21 protein-coding genes are annotated in these 16,913 nt (G+C 40.0%); 6 read left to right on the plus strand and 15 right to left on the minus strand.

Annotated features, from left to right (window positions below; genetic code table 11):
* Nucleotides 1–45 precede the first annotated feature (45 nt).
* Nucleotides 46–420: a YccF domain-containing protein gene (locus A5886_RS12930; protein WP_086275510.1), complete on the minus strand. Its 375-nt coding sequence runs from the start codon at nt 418–420 to the stop codon at nt 46–48.
* Nucleotides 421–476: 56 nt separating this feature from the next.
* Nucleotides 477–1,538, minus strand: a complete 1,062-nt coding sequence (locus A5886_RS12935) for a DUF1002 domain-containing protein (protein ID WP_086275511.1) — start codon at nt 1,536–1,538, stop codon at nt 477–479.
* 320 nt (nt 1,539–1,858) lie between these two features.
* Here A5886_RS12935 and A5886_RS12940 point away from each other — a divergent pair, with 320 nt between their 5' ends.
* Nucleotides 1,859–2,002 carry a putative holin-like toxin gene (locus A5886_RS12940; RefSeq protein ID WP_256926222.1) on the plus strand — a complete coding sequence of 48 codons (144 nt, stop codon included), beginning with the start codon at nt 1,859–1,861 and terminating at the stop codon, nt 2,000–2,002.
* A gap of 151 nt (nt 2,003–2,153) precedes the next feature.
* On the opposite strand, the gene A5886_RS12945 is transcribed toward A5886_RS12940, so the two are convergent.
* A complete protein-coding gene (locus A5886_RS12945; RefSeq protein ID WP_086275512.1) occupies nt 2,154–2,819 on the minus strand; it encodes a CPBP family intramembrane glutamic endopeptidase in 666 nt (221 codons plus the stop codon).
* Between the two features lie 295 nt (nt 2,820–3,114).
* Between A5886_RS12945 and A5886_RS12950 the strand changes: the two genes are divergently transcribed.
* The 3 genes from A5886_RS12950 to A5886_RS12960 are packed head-to-tail and all read left to right on the plus strand — an operon-like array spanning nt 3,115 to nt 5,667.
* Complete coding sequence (locus A5886_RS12950; RefSeq protein WP_086275513.1) at nt 3,115–4,089, plus strand: ABC transporter ATP-binding protein; 975 nt, start codon at nt 3,115–3,117, stop codon at nt 4,087–4,089.
* Nucleotides 4,086–4,889, plus strand: a complete 804-nt coding sequence (locus A5886_RS12955; RefSeq protein WP_086275514.1) for an ABC transporter permease — start codon at nt 4,086–4,088, stop codon at nt 4,887–4,889. The genes A5886_RS12950 and A5886_RS12955 overlap by 4 nt, the downstream gene beginning before the upstream one ends.
* A 4-nt stretch (nt 4,890–4,893) precedes the next feature.
* The gene (locus A5886_RS12960) at nt 4,894–5,667 is read left to right on the plus strand and encodes an ABC transporter permease (protein WP_086275515.1); all 774 of its coding nucleotides are present in this window, start codon (nt 4,894–4,896) and stop codon (nt 5,665–5,667) included.
* A 38-nt stretch (nt 5,668–5,705) separates the two neighbouring features.
* Here A5886_RS12960 and A5886_RS12965 read toward each other — a convergent pair whose 3' ends face one another.
* From A5886_RS12965 to A5886_RS12980, 4 genes are all read right to left on the minus strand, one after another.
* Nucleotides 5,706–6,164: a PTS sugar transporter subunit IIA gene (locus A5886_RS12965; RefSeq protein WP_086275516.1), complete on the minus strand. Its 459-nt coding sequence runs from the start codon at nt 6,162–6,164 to the stop codon at nt 5,706–5,708.
* 3 nt (nt 6,165–6,167) lie between these two features.
* Complete coding sequence (locus tag A5886_RS12970; protein WP_086275517.1) at nt 6,168–7,340, minus strand: MFS transporter; 1,173 nt, start codon at nt 7,338–7,340, stop codon at nt 6,168–6,170.
* 162 nt (nt 7,341–7,502) lie between these two features.
* Nucleotides 7,503–8,834, minus strand: a complete 1,332-nt coding sequence (locus tag A5886_RS12975) for a 6-phospho-alpha-glucosidase (protein ID WP_086275518.1) — start codon at nt 8,832–8,834, stop codon at nt 7,503–7,505.
* A 40-nt stretch (nt 8,835–8,874) separates the two neighbouring features.
* Entirely contained in the window at nt 8,875–10,458 is a 1,584-nt protein-coding gene (locus tag A5886_RS12980; protein WP_086275519.1) for an alpha-glucoside-specific PTS transporter subunit IIBC, read from the minus strand.
* A 169-nt stretch (nt 10,459–10,627) separates the two neighbouring features.
* Here A5886_RS12980 and A5886_RS12985 point away from each other — a divergent pair, with 169 nt between their 5' ends.
* Nucleotides 10,628–11,389: a MurR/RpiR family transcriptional regulator gene (locus A5886_RS12985; protein ID WP_086275520.1), complete on the plus strand. Its 762-nt coding sequence runs from the start codon at nt 10,628–10,630 to the stop codon at nt 11,387–11,389.
* Nucleotides 11,390–11,488: 99 nt separating this feature from the next.
* Here the strand turns inward: A5886_RS12985 and A5886_RS12990 are convergent, their stop codons facing one another.
* Together A5886_RS12990 and A5886_RS12995 are read right to left on the minus strand one after the other, a co-directional pair.
* Nucleotides 11,489–11,881, minus strand: coding sequence for a hypothetical protein (locus A5886_RS12990; protein WP_086275521.1), 393 nt, complete (start codon nt 11,879–11,881; stop codon nt 11,489–11,491).
* Nucleotides 11,882–11,939: 58 nt separating this feature from the next.
* Nucleotides 11,940–12,821, minus strand: coding sequence for a PhzF family phenazine biosynthesis protein (locus A5886_RS12995; protein WP_179190038.1), 882 nt, complete (start codon nt 12,819–12,821; stop codon nt 11,940–11,942).
* Between the two features lie 120 nt (nt 12,822–12,941).
* On the opposite strand from A5886_RS12995, the gene A5886_RS15910 reads away from it, so the two are divergent.
* Nucleotides 12,942–13,109, plus strand: a complete 168-nt coding sequence (locus tag A5886_RS15910) for a hypothetical protein (RefSeq protein ID WP_179190039.1) — start codon at nt 12,942–12,944, stop codon at nt 13,107–13,109.
* Between the two features lie 113 nt (nt 13,110–13,222).
* Here the strand turns inward: A5886_RS15910 and A5886_RS13000 are convergent, their stop codons facing one another.
* From A5886_RS13000 to A5886_RS13020, 6 genes are all read right to left on the minus strand, one after another.
* Complete coding sequence (locus A5886_RS13000) at nt 13,223–13,900, minus strand: ABC transporter ATP-binding protein (RefSeq protein WP_256926223.1); 678 nt, start codon at nt 13,898–13,900, stop codon at nt 13,223–13,225.
* Nucleotides 13,893–14,027, minus strand: coding sequence for a hypothetical protein (locus A5886_RS16100; protein WP_256926224.1), 135 nt, complete (start codon nt 14,025–14,027; stop codon nt 13,893–13,895). The genes A5886_RS13000 and A5886_RS16100 overlap by 8 nt, the downstream gene beginning before the upstream one ends.
* 7 nt (nt 14,028–14,034) lie before the next feature.
* The gene (locus A5886_RS13005) at nt 14,035–14,244 is read right to left on the minus strand and encodes a hypothetical protein (protein ID WP_086275524.1); all 210 of its coding nucleotides are present in this window, start codon (nt 14,242–14,244) and stop codon (nt 14,035–14,037) included.
* Nucleotides 14,244–14,567: a periplasmic substrate-binding domain-containing protein gene (locus A5886_RS13010; protein ID WP_143353794.1), complete on the minus strand. Its 324-nt coding sequence runs from the start codon at nt 14,565–14,567 to the stop codon at nt 14,244–14,246. Before A5886_RS13010 ends, A5886_RS13005 begins: the two co-directional genes overlap by 1 nt.
* Before the next feature lie 87 nt (nt 14,568–14,654).
* On the minus strand, nt 14,655–15,365 hold the full coding sequence (locus A5886_RS13015; protein WP_086275526.1) for a class I SAM-dependent methyltransferase: 711 nt from the start codon (nt 15,363–15,365) through the stop codon (nt 14,655–14,657).
* Nucleotides 15,366–15,740: 375 nt separating this feature from the next.
* Nucleotides 15,741–16,913, minus strand: a 1,173-nt coding sequence (locus tag A5886_RS13020; protein WP_179190040.1) for a WxL domain-containing protein, incomplete at its 5' end; no start/stop codon positions are given.

Consider the following 16,913-nt stretch of genomic DNA (forward strand, 5'->3'; position numbering starts at 1 on the left):
CGGAACGGCATGGCAGCCATTCACACGACAGATGAGATTATTCTACTATCTCCAGCGGTTAGAAACGATTTCTGCACCAAAGGGCATCAATGCCAACCGTGCCATTTTCAACGATTGGGTGGCAAAAGGAATCCCAATGATCGTAATCGTCAAAAACAAGGCACTTATTAAATGACCAAATGCGATCGGCAATCCTGAGACGATCAACCAAATAATATTCAGAATCAAAGAAACGCCACCGCCACGATAGACAACATCTTTGCCAAAAGGTGCCAATGATAGGGAAGCAAATTTGAAGCATTGCAGGCCAATCGGAATCCCGATGATTGTGAAACACCATATGCAACCTGCCAAAAACCATGAAATTGCACCTACCAAACCACCGAAAATAAACCAAATAATATTACCGAGAACGTTCATTCATCTAATTCCTTTCATTTAGTTCCTTTTTTACCCTCTGGCCATCTGATGTTGCTTTATTCTACCGTACTTGTTGACTCGCTCGTAGTCGTATCGGTAGTCGTGTTGGTTTCATCCCCACCGAACACACCGGTGATCGATGACCACAAACCACTAAAGAAACTCTTGATATTCTCCCACAAACCTTTAGATTTTTCTTCAATTTGTTTCCGTGCTTCAGTCAAATCCAGTTCATTCACAAAGTCTTCAAAAATATTTTTGTCTTTCATATCACTCATCAAAGACGTCAACTCGCTGATTTGGCTTTCAGTAACGATTCCGTCTAATCCATTGTCTTTCAATGCTTTTTCAACGGTTTCTTGAATATCGGATTGCGTTAGATTTGAGCCATCAGCTGTTTGCGCCGCTAAATCTGCTTTTGCTTGTTCTTGCGCTGCGTTCAACGCATCATCTGAATAGCCATCTTTGTCTTTATTTTCTTCTGTGATCGTCGATAAAACATCCATTTCATCTTGCGCGACTGCGACGCGGTCTTGATTGATGACCCCACCAGATTCTTCCACGATTTTATAAACACCTGCTAATGCGCCTGACCCATCAATTGGTACTGCAGAAGCGACCGTTAGTTTTGCATCAGTAATCCCCGCTGTCAACGCTGCATTTTGATACTGTGCAGCAGTGATTTTGGTTATATTGTCTGGTGTTGCAATATCAACAGTGATTCCTGCCCCTTCATCTAACGTCTGCATTCGGACAGAGCTGTACACAGCCCAATCTGAGGTAAAGCCGCCATCAGGGATATACGTCATCAAATCAGTCCCAGAAGTAGTATAAATAGGCGTCTCGCCTTTGATGCCTAATTTATCTAAAGTGTACGATTCTTGGTCGCTTGTCAATGCATTGCCGATTGCTACCGCATTGACTTGCAGACGTTCAGTAGTATCCGCTGTCGATGTATCGGTTTCTGTGATTGATGAATCAAGTGTTTCTGAAATAACAACAGCACTCTCTGTCGTTGCCGTTTCTTCAGCAAAGGCAGTTGGAATAGCGAGTAAAACTTGACTCGATACCAAAAGCGCAGCGATCATCGTGATTGGTTTACGTGTTTGTTTTTTCATAAGATCCTCCATATGAATCGAATTTAGGATACGGTCGTTATTTACAAACCGTGAATAACTGTATCTATTGTACAATAGTCAATCAACAAGTACCTACGCCGAAGGTACGATTTGAAGGAAAACTTATAGAACGCAAGAAAATTCATTAAAAAAACAAAAAAAAGAAAGGCACTTGCCTTTATCTTGATTAATTAAGGCTGTTTTATTGCACAAAATGGCAAAAACGCTGATTGATCAACATGCATTCAATAGAAGCATGGTAAAATAAATCTACAGTATAGTTTGTGACGGTGGCTATCTTTTGGAAGGTGGTGGTGCTTATGGAAGTAAGGACTGACTCTTTAGAAAGGAGAAGCCTTTTGTCTATAGCTGAAGCATTGGGCCTTATGATTAGTTTCGGATCGTTGATCGCGATACTGATCTTTGGCATCCTATCTGCAGCGAAAAATGACAAAAAAAAATAACCGTCGACTTTAGACTGTGATGGTTATTTTTTTGTATCAAACTGTCACCGTCTTAAGCGATGCTGTAAGGGAGTTGTTGACGCAACTCCTTTTTCATTTTTATTATAGCAAAATCGAGCAGTTTTCTCAACCATCTATTGGCAATGTTCTTCTACAAAAACATCAGTGCGATAGCGCCGAGGACATTGTTCAAAAAGTGAACCGCAACGGCTGCTTCTAACCGCTTCGTCTTCTTATAAACAAGTGCCATCAGCAAACCAATCAGCGCATAGATAGCAAACTCGATCCAACTGGTCGCCGTATGCGCGAGGCCAAATAATATCACACTGACAGCAATGCCAATCATTTGATACTTTTCAAATAAAAATCCGATGATTCCCCCGCGAAAAACAATCTCTTCCATCACTGGTGCCGCAACAGCAATCAATAAGAAAATCAACAGCGGATTTTCACCTGCGAAGACATTATTTAACAGCGTATCATTGGCCGTCGACTGCTGTCCTGTATTTGCTTGCAAAAAGAGCGTACCGACAATAGCGATCACTCTTCCAAGCACAAAGGCACCAATAATCCATAGCCAATTTTTCTTCGTAGACCAATCAAATCTAAAACTAGCCAATCCTAATTTTTTTGCCAACCACATAAGCAAACCAATATTCATGAGCACCATCGCGATCAATCCATACGCAATCAGACTTGGCAAATACGCTTCACCCATATCAAAATAATGCGTCTTCACCAAGCCAAACATCGTCATACTGACTTGGCTTAGTATAAATAATCCAATAACGATACACACTTTTTTGACTATTTTCATAAACCCTCCCGTTCGTTAACCATATTAAGACTGAACATCTTCATTTCCATCTTCATTCTATAGTACCGATTATTCACATGTGATTCAAGCCAATTCTCTAGTGAATCAAATTTTTTAAAAGCGTTTGACAACTACGGATTGTATTCACATTTCTGTTATGATACACTGTTTCTACTTTTGTTTGGCTGATGAACCGCTGCCCCAACCATGTTCATTTGGACCATCTCGTTGCGAGTATTCGATTACGAATGCTCTTTTTGTCGCGTTGTTGTCGAAAGAAAGTGAGTGATGCCAAATGATCCAAGTAGAACACCTCAGCAAAACATTCCATGTCACGAAAAGACAAAGTGGGTTTTGGTCTGCCACAAAGGCCTTTGTCTCTAGAGAAACCACCCAGATCCACGCCTTGCAAGATGTTAGTTTCACGATCCAAGAAGGCGAGATGATCGGTTACATCGGACCAAACGGTGCTGGCAAGAGTACCACAATCAAAATGATGTGCGGTATTTTGACCCCTGATGAAGGTCAGTGCCTCATCAACGGGCGCATCCCCTGGCGTGAGCGGAAACAACATGTCAAAGAAATCGGCGTGGTTTTCGGACAACGCAGCCAGCTTTGGTGGGATGTCCCGGTAATCGACAGTTTCGATTTGATCAGAGATATTTATCAAGTCGATCACCAACGTTATCAACAAAATTTGAACGAACTCACTGCGCTCTTGGACTTAGGTGAGTTGCTCAAAACGCCCGCGCGCTCCTTAAGCCTTGGGCAACGTATGCGGTGTGAAATCGCTGCTTCTTTGCTGCATGATCCAAAGATTCTCTTCTTAGATGAGCCCACCATTGGTTTAGATGCTGTTTCCAAAATCGCTGTACGTCAATTTGTCAAACGCCTCAATAAGGAGAAAGGGACCACTGTCATTCTGACCACCCATGACATGCAGGATATCGAAGCGTTGACCCAGCGCATTTTATTGATTGGTAAAGGAAAGATTTTGCTGGATGGACGGTTAGATGAACTCAAACAGCGATTTTCCGATGTAAAAACGGTCACCCTTGATTACACAGGTACATTACCCTCTCTGCCTCTCTCTGTCCAATCAGTCGAAGAATCCGTTGGTAGAATTGTTCTAAAAGTCGATCCTATATCCTTTCCTGTTCCTCAATTGATCAATTTTTTGAGTCAGCATGTTGCCATTACAGATTTGTCTGTTGCCAGTATCACTGCCGAAGAAATGGTGGCGAAGATGTATCAGGAGTATCACATATGAACAAATACGCTGCTTTGTTTCGCATTCGTTTCATTCATACATTGCAATATCGCTCTGCGGCCATTGCGGGGATGGCCACACAGTTTGTCTGGGGCATGATGGAGATTCTCGCATTCCATGCCTTTTATCAAACAGAAGCCTCAGCTTTTCCGATGACTATTCAGCAGACGGTTTCTTATATTTGGATGCAGCAAGCATTTCTCTCCTTGTTCATGCTTTGGTTTTTTGAGAGCGAGATTTTTGAAGCCATCACGAGCGGAGCCATTGCTTATGAGCTGGCTCGACCTTTGGATCTTTATGATAAATGGTTTTGTCAATCAATCGCCAATCGTCTGGCAAAAGCCCTCTTACGGTGTGTACCGATTTTCGCGATTGCTTTCTTGCTGCCTGCACCGTATCGATTGGTGTTACCTGCAAATCTAGCAACTTTTTGGCTATTCCTTTTGTCTTTACTCCTTAGTTTGGGCGTTGTGGTCACGGTATCTCAGTTGATCTATATTTCAACCTTTTATACGTTGTCCTCCGTTGGTGTTCGGGTGGTCGTTGGTGCAATCGGCGAATTTCTGGCTGGCGGTATTGTACCCATTCCGTTCTTTCCGCAACCAATCCGACAACTAGCTGAACTTTTGCCTTTTGCTGCCATGCAAAATGTTCCTTTGCGTATTTACAGCGGAAATTTACAAGGATTTGATGCAGGACGAAGTTTGTTGTTGCAAGTCTTTTGGTTGATCACGTTGCTGCTGATCGGCAAATGGTGGTTAAAAAAAGCCCTCAAACGGGTCGTGGTGCAAGGAGGATAATTCGATGGTTTATTGGCAGTATCTTTGTATTCATTTAAAAAGTCAAATGCAGTATAAAGTTTCCTTTATTTTTATGGCGGTCGGCCAGTTTCTTGGGTCCCTCACTGCCTTCTTAGGGATTTGGTTTATGTTCAGCCGCTTTCACCAAGTTGATGGCTTTGCCTTTGAAGAGGTCTTACTCTGTTTTGCGACAGTCTTGTTGTCTTATTCGATTGCTGAATGTTTCGGACGAGGATTCGATCTCTTTCCTCAAATGATCAGCAACGGTGAGTTTGATCGCGCATTGGTTAGACCTCGGTCGCTGATTTTTCAAGTATTGGCCTCTAAGATGGAATTTTCTCGGATTGGCCGTTTTCTTCAGGCTGTGCTGGTTTTCATCTATGCGATCCCTAGAAGCGGGGTAGATTGGCATGTTGGCGCGATCGTGACACTTAGCTTGATGATCATTTGCGGCAGTATCTTTTTCAGTCTACTTTTTCTTGTCTATGCGGCTATCACATTTTTCACGATTCAAGGCTTGGAATTCATGAATATTTTTACGGATGGTGCGCGGGAATTCGGGCGTTATCCTTTTAGCATTTATGGGAAACAGGTCTTGCGTTTATTGACTTTTGTGATTCCGATGGCTTGGTTTCAATATTATCCTTTTCTTTATCTCATCGGTCAATTGACCAATCCATGGTGGAGTTTATCGCCGTTGGTATGCTTGGTCTTTGCTTTGCCAGCTATCTGGTTCTGGCGGTTTGGATTAAAGAATTATGTATCCACGGGGTCATGAAGAAAGCATCGCCTTGAATAAATCAGGGCGATGCTTTTTTACAGTCGAAATACATTTTCTCCATATTCAATAATCTTAAATGATTCCAAAATATCCCCCTCTTGCATATCTACCAAAATAACAATAATCATATCTTCCTTGTCATATTCTTTAAGTTTTGCAAGGTCCATAACAGCAAGTAAATCCCCAGTTTTTATCTGTTGATTATTTTTAACAGTTAATTTAAAAGGCACTCCGTTTAAATCAACTGTATCAATACCCATGTGAATAAGTATGTCCGGCCCATTCTTCGTTTTTATAACAATTGCATGTTTGGTAGAAAAAATTGTTTGGACTATTCCAGTTACTGGGGAATAAACTTTTCCATTGTGGTTTGCAATAGCAAAACCATTTCCCATCATTTTTGCAGAAAAGACTGTATCTGGAATTTGTTCAATGGGAATAATCGTTCCTGTAGCAGGTGCCTTAATATATTTGATTTTTTTCGAAAATAACATGACTCACCCCTTATGGAATATCTCTTTTTTGAAAATAATGTATACAAGAAATGCAACTAATGGAAAAATGCCGAAAGTAAAGATTGCGACGTTTATAGATACATATTGAGACAACGTGCCGGAAATAATAGGTGCAACAAAAGAGGAAATCCCAATATAAAAGCTGACTGATATCAACTGACCAGAAGAAAAAACTTCTCTAGGTGTAATTTCGCTGATTAACATGCGCGAACCGACTGTAAAAGCGGGGACTGTGAAAAACTGAAATAAGCTAGCGCATAGAAAAATCCATACATTATTAGACAATCCATAAATCAAAAATTGTAAAATTAGGAAAAATCCAGCAATCACAATGAGTCGCTCATTACGCCACTTAGAGACAGTTCGATTTAATAGAAGATAAGCAGGGATTTCGCAAAAAGATTGAATTGACCACTTAAATCCAACCATTTCATTCCCATTTTCAAATGTTAATAACTTATCTATCACAAGAGTATTATTGGCAACAATCGTCAAATAGATCATAAAAAAAATAATATTACATAAGATAAACGGTTTGTTGATACATAACTTGTATACATCTTTAATATTTAAACTCAAGTGAGGGACCGCAATATCTTTGGTTTTATGATCATCATAATTTTGGGGTATTTTCCTAACGAAAGCTGCATTTAAACTGAAAAAAAATAATAATGGCACGCTCAACATTTGATAATTACCATTTGCTACAATCAAAGGTATCATCAAACTCGCTAAACACCAACCGAGGGAGCCAGTCGACTTTATGGTTGAAAAGTACAATACTGATTTTTTATCTGAAAGTACCCAATTATCTAATGTAGCTGCTGCAGTATTAGCCAACCCACCCGCGATTGCCATTACTATTAAATGCACAAGCCACATACTCATTCCCAACCAATAAAAACAAATGATTGCAATGGTTAGAAAAATAGACAAAAATAACGAAATGTTCTTTGAATCATTTCTTTTATCAGAATAGAAACCAACTGCAATTTGGAAGACAATGGTGGTAATACTGTAAGAGGCGAGAAACCATCCCCGTTGTACAGCGTTGTACCCTTGAAAAGTCAGAAATGGAACGATTTGCGTCATTAGAATAGCCATAATTACATATTGACTAAAGTAAATAACTTGAAAACTGTATTTGTTCTTCATGGTTTTTTAATGGTATTTGCTTCATAAGTGCACCAGAAAATAATTACTCGAGAAATCGATTATCGCATTTAAAATTCCCTTTATTTTTAAACATATTTCTCGAGTAATTACAGTTAGTCGCCTATGAAGACGTGTCCTTTCGAAATCGATTTTGAGAAGATTTCACTTTAACGTTGGCCAATATGGTTCGTTAACTAGAAGCATCTCATCTAAAATAGCTTTCGCTACTTGTGTACTAGGGACTGTCTTGTTCATAGTAAACGCTTGCCATAATTTTTGATAGGAGCCTTGTTCCCATGCATCAACAGCCAGTTTTTCTGAAGCAATCTGCTGTTCCATCAACCCTTTTTGGAAAGTAGGAATTTTGCCAATTGATAGAACTTCGTAACCATCTTTCCCTACTATACAAGGTAACTCAACCATCGCATCTGAATCGAAGTTTTCAATAGCACCGTTATTCTCTACGATTAAAATCATTCGTTCTTTGGTATTAAAGGTTAACGCACAAGCCAAGTCTGTAATAAATGAAGCATGCTCATTCGATGCAAATGTAGTGTCTTTTGCAGTTCCTTCATTGATAATTCTCGTACATTCATTAAAAACAAATTTTTCCCGACCATCGATTATCTCATTGGCCCGCGTATATTCTTTGTTTGCATGATCGACTGTCGAGTCTGACATTAAATAATACTTTAAATATGTGTTTGATAGGAATTCAGGCTCTATCTCATGTAATTCTTTCGCTGCAAACATCGTCTCTAACCAACTTGTTTCCTTATGCTGACCTTTTTGGGTTTGTTCAGTGTATCCATATTTTTTTACATGTTTACTGATAAGAGGCATTAAATCATTCCCCTCATGATCTTTAATACTTGTCCACCAACCAAAATGATTTAAACCAAAATAGGTGGTTTCAAACGATTTTCGATCTTTCAATCCAATCACTCGCGCCATAATATCTTCCAAACAAACAGGCATATCACAAATATTGATAATTTTAGAATTTGGACGAAATCTTCTCGTGGATTCTGCGACTACTGCAGCCGGATTAGAATAATTTAACAGCCATGCGTTTGGGGAATATTCTTCCATATAGTCTACCATTTCTAGAATTGGGCCGATTGATCTTAATCCATAAGCTAAGCCCCCAGGTCCACATGTTTCTTGTCCAACAACATTGTGCTTGAAAGGTATTTTTTCATCTTGTTCACGCATAGCATATTTTCCGACTCTCAATTGCGCCATCACTATATCTACATCTGAAAAAGCACTTTTAGGATCAATCGAATATTCAAATTCAATTTCGGGCGCTCTTTCAGAAATAATAATTTCACAGGCTTTTGCAACTATTTCCTGTCGCTTTTCATCATTGTCATAAAACTTGATTTTTCTTACAGGAAACCTCTCCCGTCCTTCTAATAGCATGATGACCAATGATGGTGTGTACGTACTTCCTCCGCCCGCAATTAAAATTGAACTTTCTTTCTTAGACATACTTTCTTTCCTCCAATAAATTTCCAAATTTTTAAAAGAATTACTCAGTCATTAAGTCTTCAAATGATTCTCGAACAGTAGGAACAGTCAATCCCACAATGATTTGAATACCGCCACTTCCAGTATTCACTAAACCAGAAGCTCCAGCGGCTTGAAATTCAGACGTATGGGCAACTTTACTTGTGTCCTTAACAGTTAAACGTAAGCGAGTGGCACAATTAGTGACGTCTACCACATTATCTTTTCCTCCAACCAGAGCCATATAAGCCTCTGCTTGTCTGACGTGCTTCGGTATATTCTTGCTACTTTTGTTCTCAGTTTTTTTTGTTTCATAATCTGACTTGGAATAAAGTTGCATCGTATCTGTATCATCTTCTCTGCCAGGTGTTTTTAGGTTAAATTTTTTAATCATGAAAGTGAACACAAAATACCAAATAGCTGTAAATAGTAGGCCAATAATGATTTGGGTGATATACGTAGAACTGTGAAATTTCCATAAGGGCAACCAATTTAAACCTAACCAATTAATCAATCCACCACCAAAATCTCCCACTACACCAAACGCATAAGAAATTGTTGCAATAGAAGCGTCTAAGAATGCATGTACGACCCATAAAACCGGCGCAATGAATAAAAAGGTAAATTCAATTGGCTCTGTAATTCCAGTTAGTATAGCTGTCAATGCTGCCGGAGCAATCAAAGCAATCACTTTTTTCTTTTTATCCGGTCGAGCAGCTTGAATGATAGCCAAACTCAATCCTGTAGTTCCAAATACTTTAGACATACCTGATAAAGAAAATCCGCCAAATGGATAAAGCTCTTTCAATGTTTGTGCACTTGTCTGAAAATCGCCTATATGAGATGCCCAGTAAGCAGCCATTCCCCCTTCTACCACTGCATTATCATACGCAAATGGCGCATATACAAAATGATGCAACCCTGTAGGAATCAATAGTTTTTGCAAAAACTGATAGATAAAAACACCAAAGTTTCCGGAATTGATAAAGAAACCTTGCATACTTCTCATACCTTCTTGAATAGTTGGCCAAACAAAGCACATGATAGCAGCAACAGGTACCATCACAAAAAATGAAATCATCGTCACAAAAACTGACCCACTGAAGTTGGATAGCACGTCTGGCAATTCTGTTTCAAAAAATCGATTGTGGAGATAAACTACGATTCCTGATATAATCAATGCGCCCAACATACCTGTATCTAATGTAACTATGCCTACAATTGTCGTTAAACCGGATCCAGTAGTCGCAGCTTGTGTAATATCGACACCAAAAGAATTAGGCCATAAAGTTAAAATAGCATTTACGAAGTAATTAAAAGCAATATAGATAACCAACGCTTCCATTGATGCTCTAGCCGCGTACTTCTTGGCTAAGCTAATGGGCAGACCTACTACAAATAATATTGGTAATTGGAAAAATGGTGTCCAGCCCCCAGCTGCAATCACATTCCAAAATTTAAACCAAAGTGTACCGGGTGCTGCAATATCCCCCATGATCGTTTGATTCGAGAACAATAATGAAAAACCAATAACAATACCAAAAAAAGAAAACAGCATTACTGGTGCTAACATCGCCCCACCGAATCTTTGAACTTTCTTCATCATAATTTTTCGTCCTTCACGTTTTTTAGTTCAGCGCTTTACTGATTCTCATTTTACTATTAAAATTAATCAATGAAAGCCTTTTCTAATATTTAAAAGTTTATCACAAAGTAAAAAAAAATTTCACATATATTGTGAATCGTCACAACAAGAATATAGAAGGAGGACACGCATGATACAAGACCGCATCACCACATACCAGTCAAAATTAACAGAGAATGATTTGCTCATTTGGTCCTATATCTCTAGTCATAAGAAATATTGTCTGAATATGTCTATCAATGAAATAGCTAAAGAATGTATAGTATCGAGAACTACAATAATGCGCTTTTGTCAGAAAATAGGATTTGATGGTTTTTCTGAATTTAAATACCACTTGAAAAACGAATTAATGCAGGAAAATGCACTACTATCAGAAATAGAAGGCGAGATCCTCTCTAATCATGTCCAAACCATAGAAAATCTAAAAAAGAAAGATTTCACAAAGATATGTACTATGTTAGCTAACGCAAATCGCATTTTTATTTATGGCTCAGGAGATATACAAAACTTAGTTTCAAATTATATGAAACTTTTGTTTTTACCAAATGGCTTACTCGTATATGACTTTGGCGGCGTGTCAATGAACGAACAGTTTTATCAAGTCATTCAACCCCATGATTTGGTCTTGTTGATTACATTAAATGGTGAGTCAAATACAGTTGTTAAACTAGCAAAGCAATTAAAGCAACGCAATATACAAACAATTGGCATTACTAAGCTCAGAAACTCTACGGTATCAAAACTATGTGACGAAACAATTTTTGTTCTGAATCCAGAAATTCATCCAACCAAGAATGCTGTGTATTCATTTGAAACGACATCTGCTCTTTTCTTTGTTATTGAATATTTATTGTTAAAATATGATGCTTGGCAAAAAAAGCACCTAATATAAATTTAGAAACCACCAAAAGTATTTACCATGTTGTCGATTAACATGGTAAATACTTTTGGTGGTTTCTATTTCATTAGAACGATATCGTTATACCCTTTACTATTCTGTTACTACATCCATCCGCACGACACCATGTAGTTTAGCTGGATAACGCTCAAGAATTGGTCCAGTAAAATAGACTCGGACGTAATCGCCATTTTTGACATGTTGTGCTGATACAGCACCGACCTCAACCCAATTGTATCTCGTATCAAATACCCGTTGGTTGACATCGGTTATTGTCAGATAATCCCCGAGATACGCAGCTTCTTCCTCTATGGTCAATCTTTCTCGCTCATCGATCATCCCCGACCAATAGTATCCTGCTTTGACTACCAACATTTCCTCTGACACCTCTTTTGACTGCATCACCAAACTGATCAACAAGATCCCGCATACAAGCAGACCGCAACTGACTGCTGATATGTGGATATTCTTTTTCTTTTGCTTCACATGATTCACTCCTTCGACTGGGGGAAGTGACAGTGGCAACTACTTTCATACTTATAACTCACATATTTTTCAGACTAACATCTTTCACATAAATCGCGGTACCTGAGATTGCTATCGACAATTCCGGCAGCGCTTCTACATGAACATAGACCTTGCCAGCTTTACCGATTTCATGTCCTTGTTCAATCGTTAAACAGGCAGGTGTTTTCAAGTCAGGTTGGATATAGGTCTTATAGTAAGCACCCATTACACCCGATGCCGTCCCTGTAACTGGATCTTCGATGGTGCCTGAGTATGGAGAGGAAAAGTGCCGTCCGTACATCTTGGTATCTGCACTTTGGGTATCAAGTGTGAAAGGATGGACTGACGCGCGGGGTACTTCAGCCAGTAGCGCTGGAAACAGTGGATTATCAGACTGCATAGCCGCAAAGCGACGGCGTTCCTTAATGGGAATGAGCAATGTCCAAATACCGGTATTGCCATAAACGATTGGATATCTCGTATCAAGATCTTCAATCGTTAGACCAATTGCAGCCAACAAAGCTGCTGAATCACCTGTCCATGGCAAAAATTGTGGTATAGCTTGACGCATGGTGATCATGGGTTCTTCGCCAGCAAGATCCACAACGATGGGTAACAGCCCTGCGTTGGTGTCGATCGTGATTGTTCCTGCTGTGATCCAGCCCGCATCGACCAAGGCTTGGATACAAGCAATCGTTCCATGTCCACATAGATTCATTTCATGTCCAGGGGTGAAATATCGAAAGCGATAGTCTGCTTTTTCAGATGGCAAAACAAACGCCGTTTCATTATATCCGGCTTCCGCCGCGATGTACTGCATCTCAGTATCTGAGAGGCCTATCGCTGCCAAAACAACCCCCGCCGGATTTCCTTTGCCAGGAACCGTCGTAAAAGCATCATATTGTTTCACATTGACCATTATCCCACTCCTTTTTGACTATCTAACCAGATGAATACAAATTTGTCAAAGTACTTTTTTCACCTAGGAAAATACTGGATTCTTTGATAAGATAGAAAAAAAAGTAAAAGAGGACCTTTTATGGGCTTTTCCCTTATTTTCATCTTATGTTTGATTCTTGACCTGATACTATTACGCATCAGTTATCAAAAGAAACGATTTGGCATGCTATTCTTGTCTTTATCTGGACTGATTTTGATTAGTTTGGTACTGGTGTCAGTGATTTTCTTTTTTCCGGATTATTTATGATACACAAATCACGTTAACGACAAATTTGCATGATTTGTGTAAGCAAACGACGACTGCTTTTCTATAAAAGCAGCCGTCGTTTGTTTAATTTCATTCTTCTCTTATAGACACAATCACTCTCTAAAATCCGCCATTCTGATACAGCGGTCGCACTGGCGGTCGCACTGGCGGTCGCACTGGCGCTCAATCAGCGCGCCTTCATGGGAGATGAGTATCACTGTCATCTGCTTTTGGGTACGTAAGAATTTGAACAAATGACGTTCATTGATTTTGTCTAAACTTGCCGTCATTTCATCGCAGATCAAAATGGCCGGTTCAATCAGTAACGAGAGGGCCAAAGACACCCGTTGGTACTGTCCGCCGCTTAGTGCAGCTGGATAGGCCGACACTATATCAGCTGGCAGATTACAGGTAACGAGCATCGCAGCGATACGCGCCTTCACTTGTTCAGCTGGAACGAGGTGCCACAATTGCAACGGTTCCCGCAAAATTTGGGCCACTGTCTTCATCGGATCTAATGACTTTCGAGAATATTGGGTCACCAATTGGATCTGCTGCGCCCATTCTCTTCTTGTATAGTGAGACTGGGCTTGTTCATGCAAATAGATTTCGCCATGATCAGCCTTTTCTAATCCAGCAATGATTTTCATCAATGTGGATTTACCGCTGCCGTTTTCTCCAACGATCCCTAACCACTCGCCTTGTGCCACTTGAAAGGACAAATGACGAAAAATCGTTTGTTTATACGCTTTTGATAATTGTTCTATTTGTAAAATCGTTTCATTAATCATCAAATATATCAATCAATTCTTTCGTGTATTTTTGCTGCGGATTGTGTATGATTGCATCTGTGTTTCCAGTTTCGATCAGCTGGCCATCTTTGACGACCCCTAGATCGGTACTAAACCTACGGGCCAAGTCGAGATCATGGGTGATGAAAAAGATGGTACAACCCCAAAGCTTGGCGTGTTTGATTCAGTGCATCTGTTGTGATATTCGATGTGCCAGACTTTCTCAACAAACTGATTGCCGGATTCCCAGTCGATAGATACAGCAACCCGTATAGCAACACTGAAAAAAGCAGCAAACTAAGCAAGAAGCGGCACGTCTTTCGACAAAGGATGCGAACATTCATTATTTCACCACTAATTGTTGATAATCAATCGGCGCATCAGATAGACCAGAAAAGACGAAGTCCTCGATTTTACTTGTTGTGACGAAGTTCTCGTCTTTATAATCGATAGGAGTGGCCAACGTTTCGTCTGATAATTCATTAAAAATATCATCGAAAATACTTTGTTGGTCCGCTTCAGTAGCAGCTGCCGCGTAAGTATTTAGCAACGTTGAAAGCCGTTCATCATCAGCCAACACGCCATGGCTATCTGCCGTGTTATAAAAGAGTGAGTTCAAAAAATTATATGGCAGCAGCGCATCAGTATACGTACGATATAAAATCATATCGAAGTCTTTGGATGTCCATAACACATCATAGTAACTTTCACTGTCTAAGGTATTGATCGTTACATTTACACCGCTTGTTTCAAATTATTTTCGATCACTTCCGCTCAAGTTTCCTTTCACTGATGCTTTTGTTGCTTTGATCAAGTAACTACTCTCACAAGACTGGATGAAATCCGCTACAGATAGATAGAACTTCTTGTAGTCCGTCACTTCATAGGTTGGTTTGGTGTATTCTTTGATCAGTTCAACAGAAAAACCATGTGCCACCAAACTATCCACGACCTCATTCAGGGTTTTTCCTTGCATTTTGGTTGCGCCATACGCATCGATCACACGTTTCATATAATCAAAACTAGGGTTATCCGTTTGATCTGCAAATGAAGCATAGTATACGCCCCCATCCACCAAAACATCATTGATCATTTGAAAATGCGCGTCTAAATCATCAATCAAATATAGGACAGATGTACTGATTGCCGTATCGAATCGTTGGCCCACAGAGACTGCGTCTCCTGTGTTGACGTAGCGGATTGGCTTGGTTCCTACCCGTGTATTGGCGACTGCCACAGCTTTACTCGCTAAATCGATCCCAACACCACTTGTAAACGGCAATGCATCATGCAATTTCCGCAAAAAGCCTCCTTGGTTGCAGCCAAAATCCAATATACATTTGCCCATAATATCGTTAGGATCCATTAAAGTAATGATATTTTCCCATGCTTCTTGATGGTCATTTTCCATCTCTTGGTTCCCGTTTGTTCCTTCTAACCACCAATGATCATATGTGTCTGTCATGTTATATCCTCCAAATTATATCAATTTACAAATAGTAATGATTACATTTTACAAAAATGAATAATAACAAATGATATAGACCCTGTCAAACTTTTTTTACAATCCCGCAAATAAGTCTTGCTGAAAAACAAATATAAATCGGTTTTTTCTTTATTTCTTTTTCATGATGTGTACAGACCAACTGTTTTATACAGTTTATTAAATAACAATTATGAAAATTATTCTTAGAAAAAAATCTATCGAAATAAGATAGCTATACATGCTATTCGGTTGGGTATATTGCACACCAAAGAACCCCAGTCGTTTGTGAGTGGGGTTCTTGAAACGTATCGCTCAAAAATAGTCTATCTCAAAAAGCTGCTTCTTGCAGATGGATCACGGGACAATTTCCAGCGACCATGTCAATATTGCCTCGTAGGTTTGCGCACGAGGGTTGGTTTTTGCTGGGACATGCAGCTGAATGCTTTGGTCTTGTGTAGCTGTATCACCAAAAGGATAGAGCCAAGTCCCCATTCCTTGATTGGCCTCTGCTTTAATCAACTGGGTACTTTTCCCGGGGACCAATTGAAAGTCTGAGAGATATTCACTTGGCCGTGTTCGATTGTGGACACTGACTAGATTCCCTTGCGTGAATTCGATCACGGCACCTGTCAGCGCTTCCCCTTGGCTCGTCATCATCTGCTCCTTTTGCTGCAAGGACAAGCGCCAACCAGGTTGCTCCGGATGAAAATGACTGATTTGCACAAAATTTGGCCGTTCATTCTGCTCCTCTGCCAACTGCAGCGGTTCTGCATAGTAAGCTTGATCTGTAGTCGAAATCGTCCCCACACCAAAGTTCAATGTCGGTGCGAAATCGATCCGCAAGCTTTTCAATTCCTCTGCAGTATCAGGCAAATGCGCTGGGTGAATCTCTGCTGCCGGGTTGATCGGATCATGAATCTTTGCATCTGCTAATTCATAGATCAAAGTGATTTCCTGCTTGTCCTGTGTGAAGATACCGGACAACGGACCATCGGCTTCGATGAAGGACCAGCCGAGGATTGACTGGATGGCGGCTTCGTAGGTTTGTTCAATGTAACCAGTAATCGTTTGAGTTGGCGCTAATGTATTTCCTAGAACATCCTCATGCCGCACCGTGACTTCTCCACCACTAGCCGCCCAAATATAGCGACCTGCCAGAGAATTCGCGCCCTGACTCATCAGCTGACTACTCGTAAAAAACGAAGATAGGTTTTCATACATCCACAAGCCTACATACCCGTCTGTGTCAGGCACTGGGGGTAGGTTTGTACTGTTCAAGTTCGTTCGTTCACCAATGATCAATGTTGCCAGCTTCGTTGTATTTTCCAACAAATTAAGTCGGGTGTTTGCAAGGTAACTCATTTCGAAACTGCTTAAATCTAATTTTTCTAACGCACTTGCATCAGCAAACATATTCGCCATTATAGTTACAGTTCTTGTATTAAAATAACTTAAATCTAAATTGATTAACCCACTGGCACCAGCAAACATGCTCTCCATCGTCGTCACACTTGACGTATCAAAACT

It is taken from the genome of Candidatus Enterococcus testudinis, from assembly GCF_002140915.1.
Taxonomy (GTDB): Bacteria; Bacillota; Bacilli; order Lactobacillales; family Enterococcaceae; genus Enterococcus_D; species Enterococcus_D testudinis.

Bases quoted from the DNA above. Each gene is read 5' to 3' on its own strand.
- A5886_RS12945 (WP_086275512.1), bottom strand. From the start codon at position 2,819: ATGAAAATAGTCAAAAAAGTGTGTATCGTTATTGGATTATTTATACTA.
- A5886_RS12955 (WP_086275514.1), top strand. From the start codon at position 4,086: ATGAACAAATACGCTGCTTTGTTTCGCATTCGTTTCATTCATACATTG.
- A5886_RS12940 (WP_256926222.1), top strand. From the start codon at position 1,859: ATGGAAGTAAGGACTGACTCTTTAGAAAGGAGAAGCCTTTTGTCTATA.
- A5886_RS12950 (WP_086275513.1), top strand. From the start codon at position 3,115: ATGATCCAAGTAGAACACCTCAGCAAAACATTCCATGTCACGAAAAGA.
- A5886_RS12970 (WP_086275517.1), bottom strand. From the start codon at position 7,340: ATGAAGAACAAATACAGTTTTCAAGTTATTTACTTTAGTCAATATGTA.
- A5886_RS12965 (WP_086275516.1), bottom strand. From the start codon at position 6,164: ATGTTATTTTCGAAAAAAATCAAATATATTAAGGCACCTGCTACAGGA.
- A5886_RS12960 (WP_086275515.1), top strand. From the start codon at position 4,894: ATGGTTTATTGGCAGTATCTTTGTATTCATTTAAAAAGTCAAATGCAG.
- A5886_RS12985 (WP_086275520.1), top strand. From the start codon at position 10,628: ATGATACAAGACCGCATCACCACATACCAGTCAAAATTAACAGAGAAT.
- A5886_RS12995 (WP_179190038.1), bottom strand. From the start codon at position 12,821: ATGGTCAATGTGAAACAATATGATGCTTTTACGACGGTTCCTGGCAAA.
- A5886_RS12930 (WP_086275510.1), bottom strand. From the start codon at position 420: ATGAACGTTCTCGGTAATATTATTTGGTTTATTTTCGGTGGTTTGGTA.
- A5886_RS13010 (WP_143353794.1), bottom strand. From the start codon at position 14,567: ATGATTTTATATCGTACGTATACTGATGCGCTGCTGCCATATAATTTT.
- A5886_RS13000 (WP_256926223.1), bottom strand. From the start codon at position 13,900: ATGATTAATGAAACGATTTTACAAATAGAACAATTATCAAAAGCGTAT.
- A5886_RS13015 (WP_086275526.1), bottom strand. From the start codon at position 15,365: ATGACAGACACATATGATCATTGGTGGTTAGAAGGAACAAACGGGAAC.
- A5886_RS12935 (WP_086275511.1), bottom strand. From the start codon at position 1,538: ATGAAAAAACAAACACGTAAACCAATCACGATGATCGCTGCGCTTTTG.
- A5886_RS15910 (WP_179190039.1), top strand. From the start codon at position 12,942: ATGGGCTTTTCCCTTATTTTCATCTTATGTTTGATTCTTGACCTGATA.
- A5886_RS13005 (WP_086275524.1), bottom strand. From the start codon at position 14,244: ATGAATGTTCGCATCCTTTGTCGAAAGACGTGCCGCTTCTTGCTTAGT.
- A5886_RS12975 (WP_086275518.1), bottom strand. From the start codon at position 8,834: ATGTCTAAGAAAGAAAGTTCAATTTTAATTGCGGGCGGAGGAAGTACG.
- A5886_RS12980 (WP_086275519.1), bottom strand. From the start codon at position 10,458: ATGATGAAGAAAGTTCAAAGATTCGGTGGGGCGATGTTAGCACCAGTA.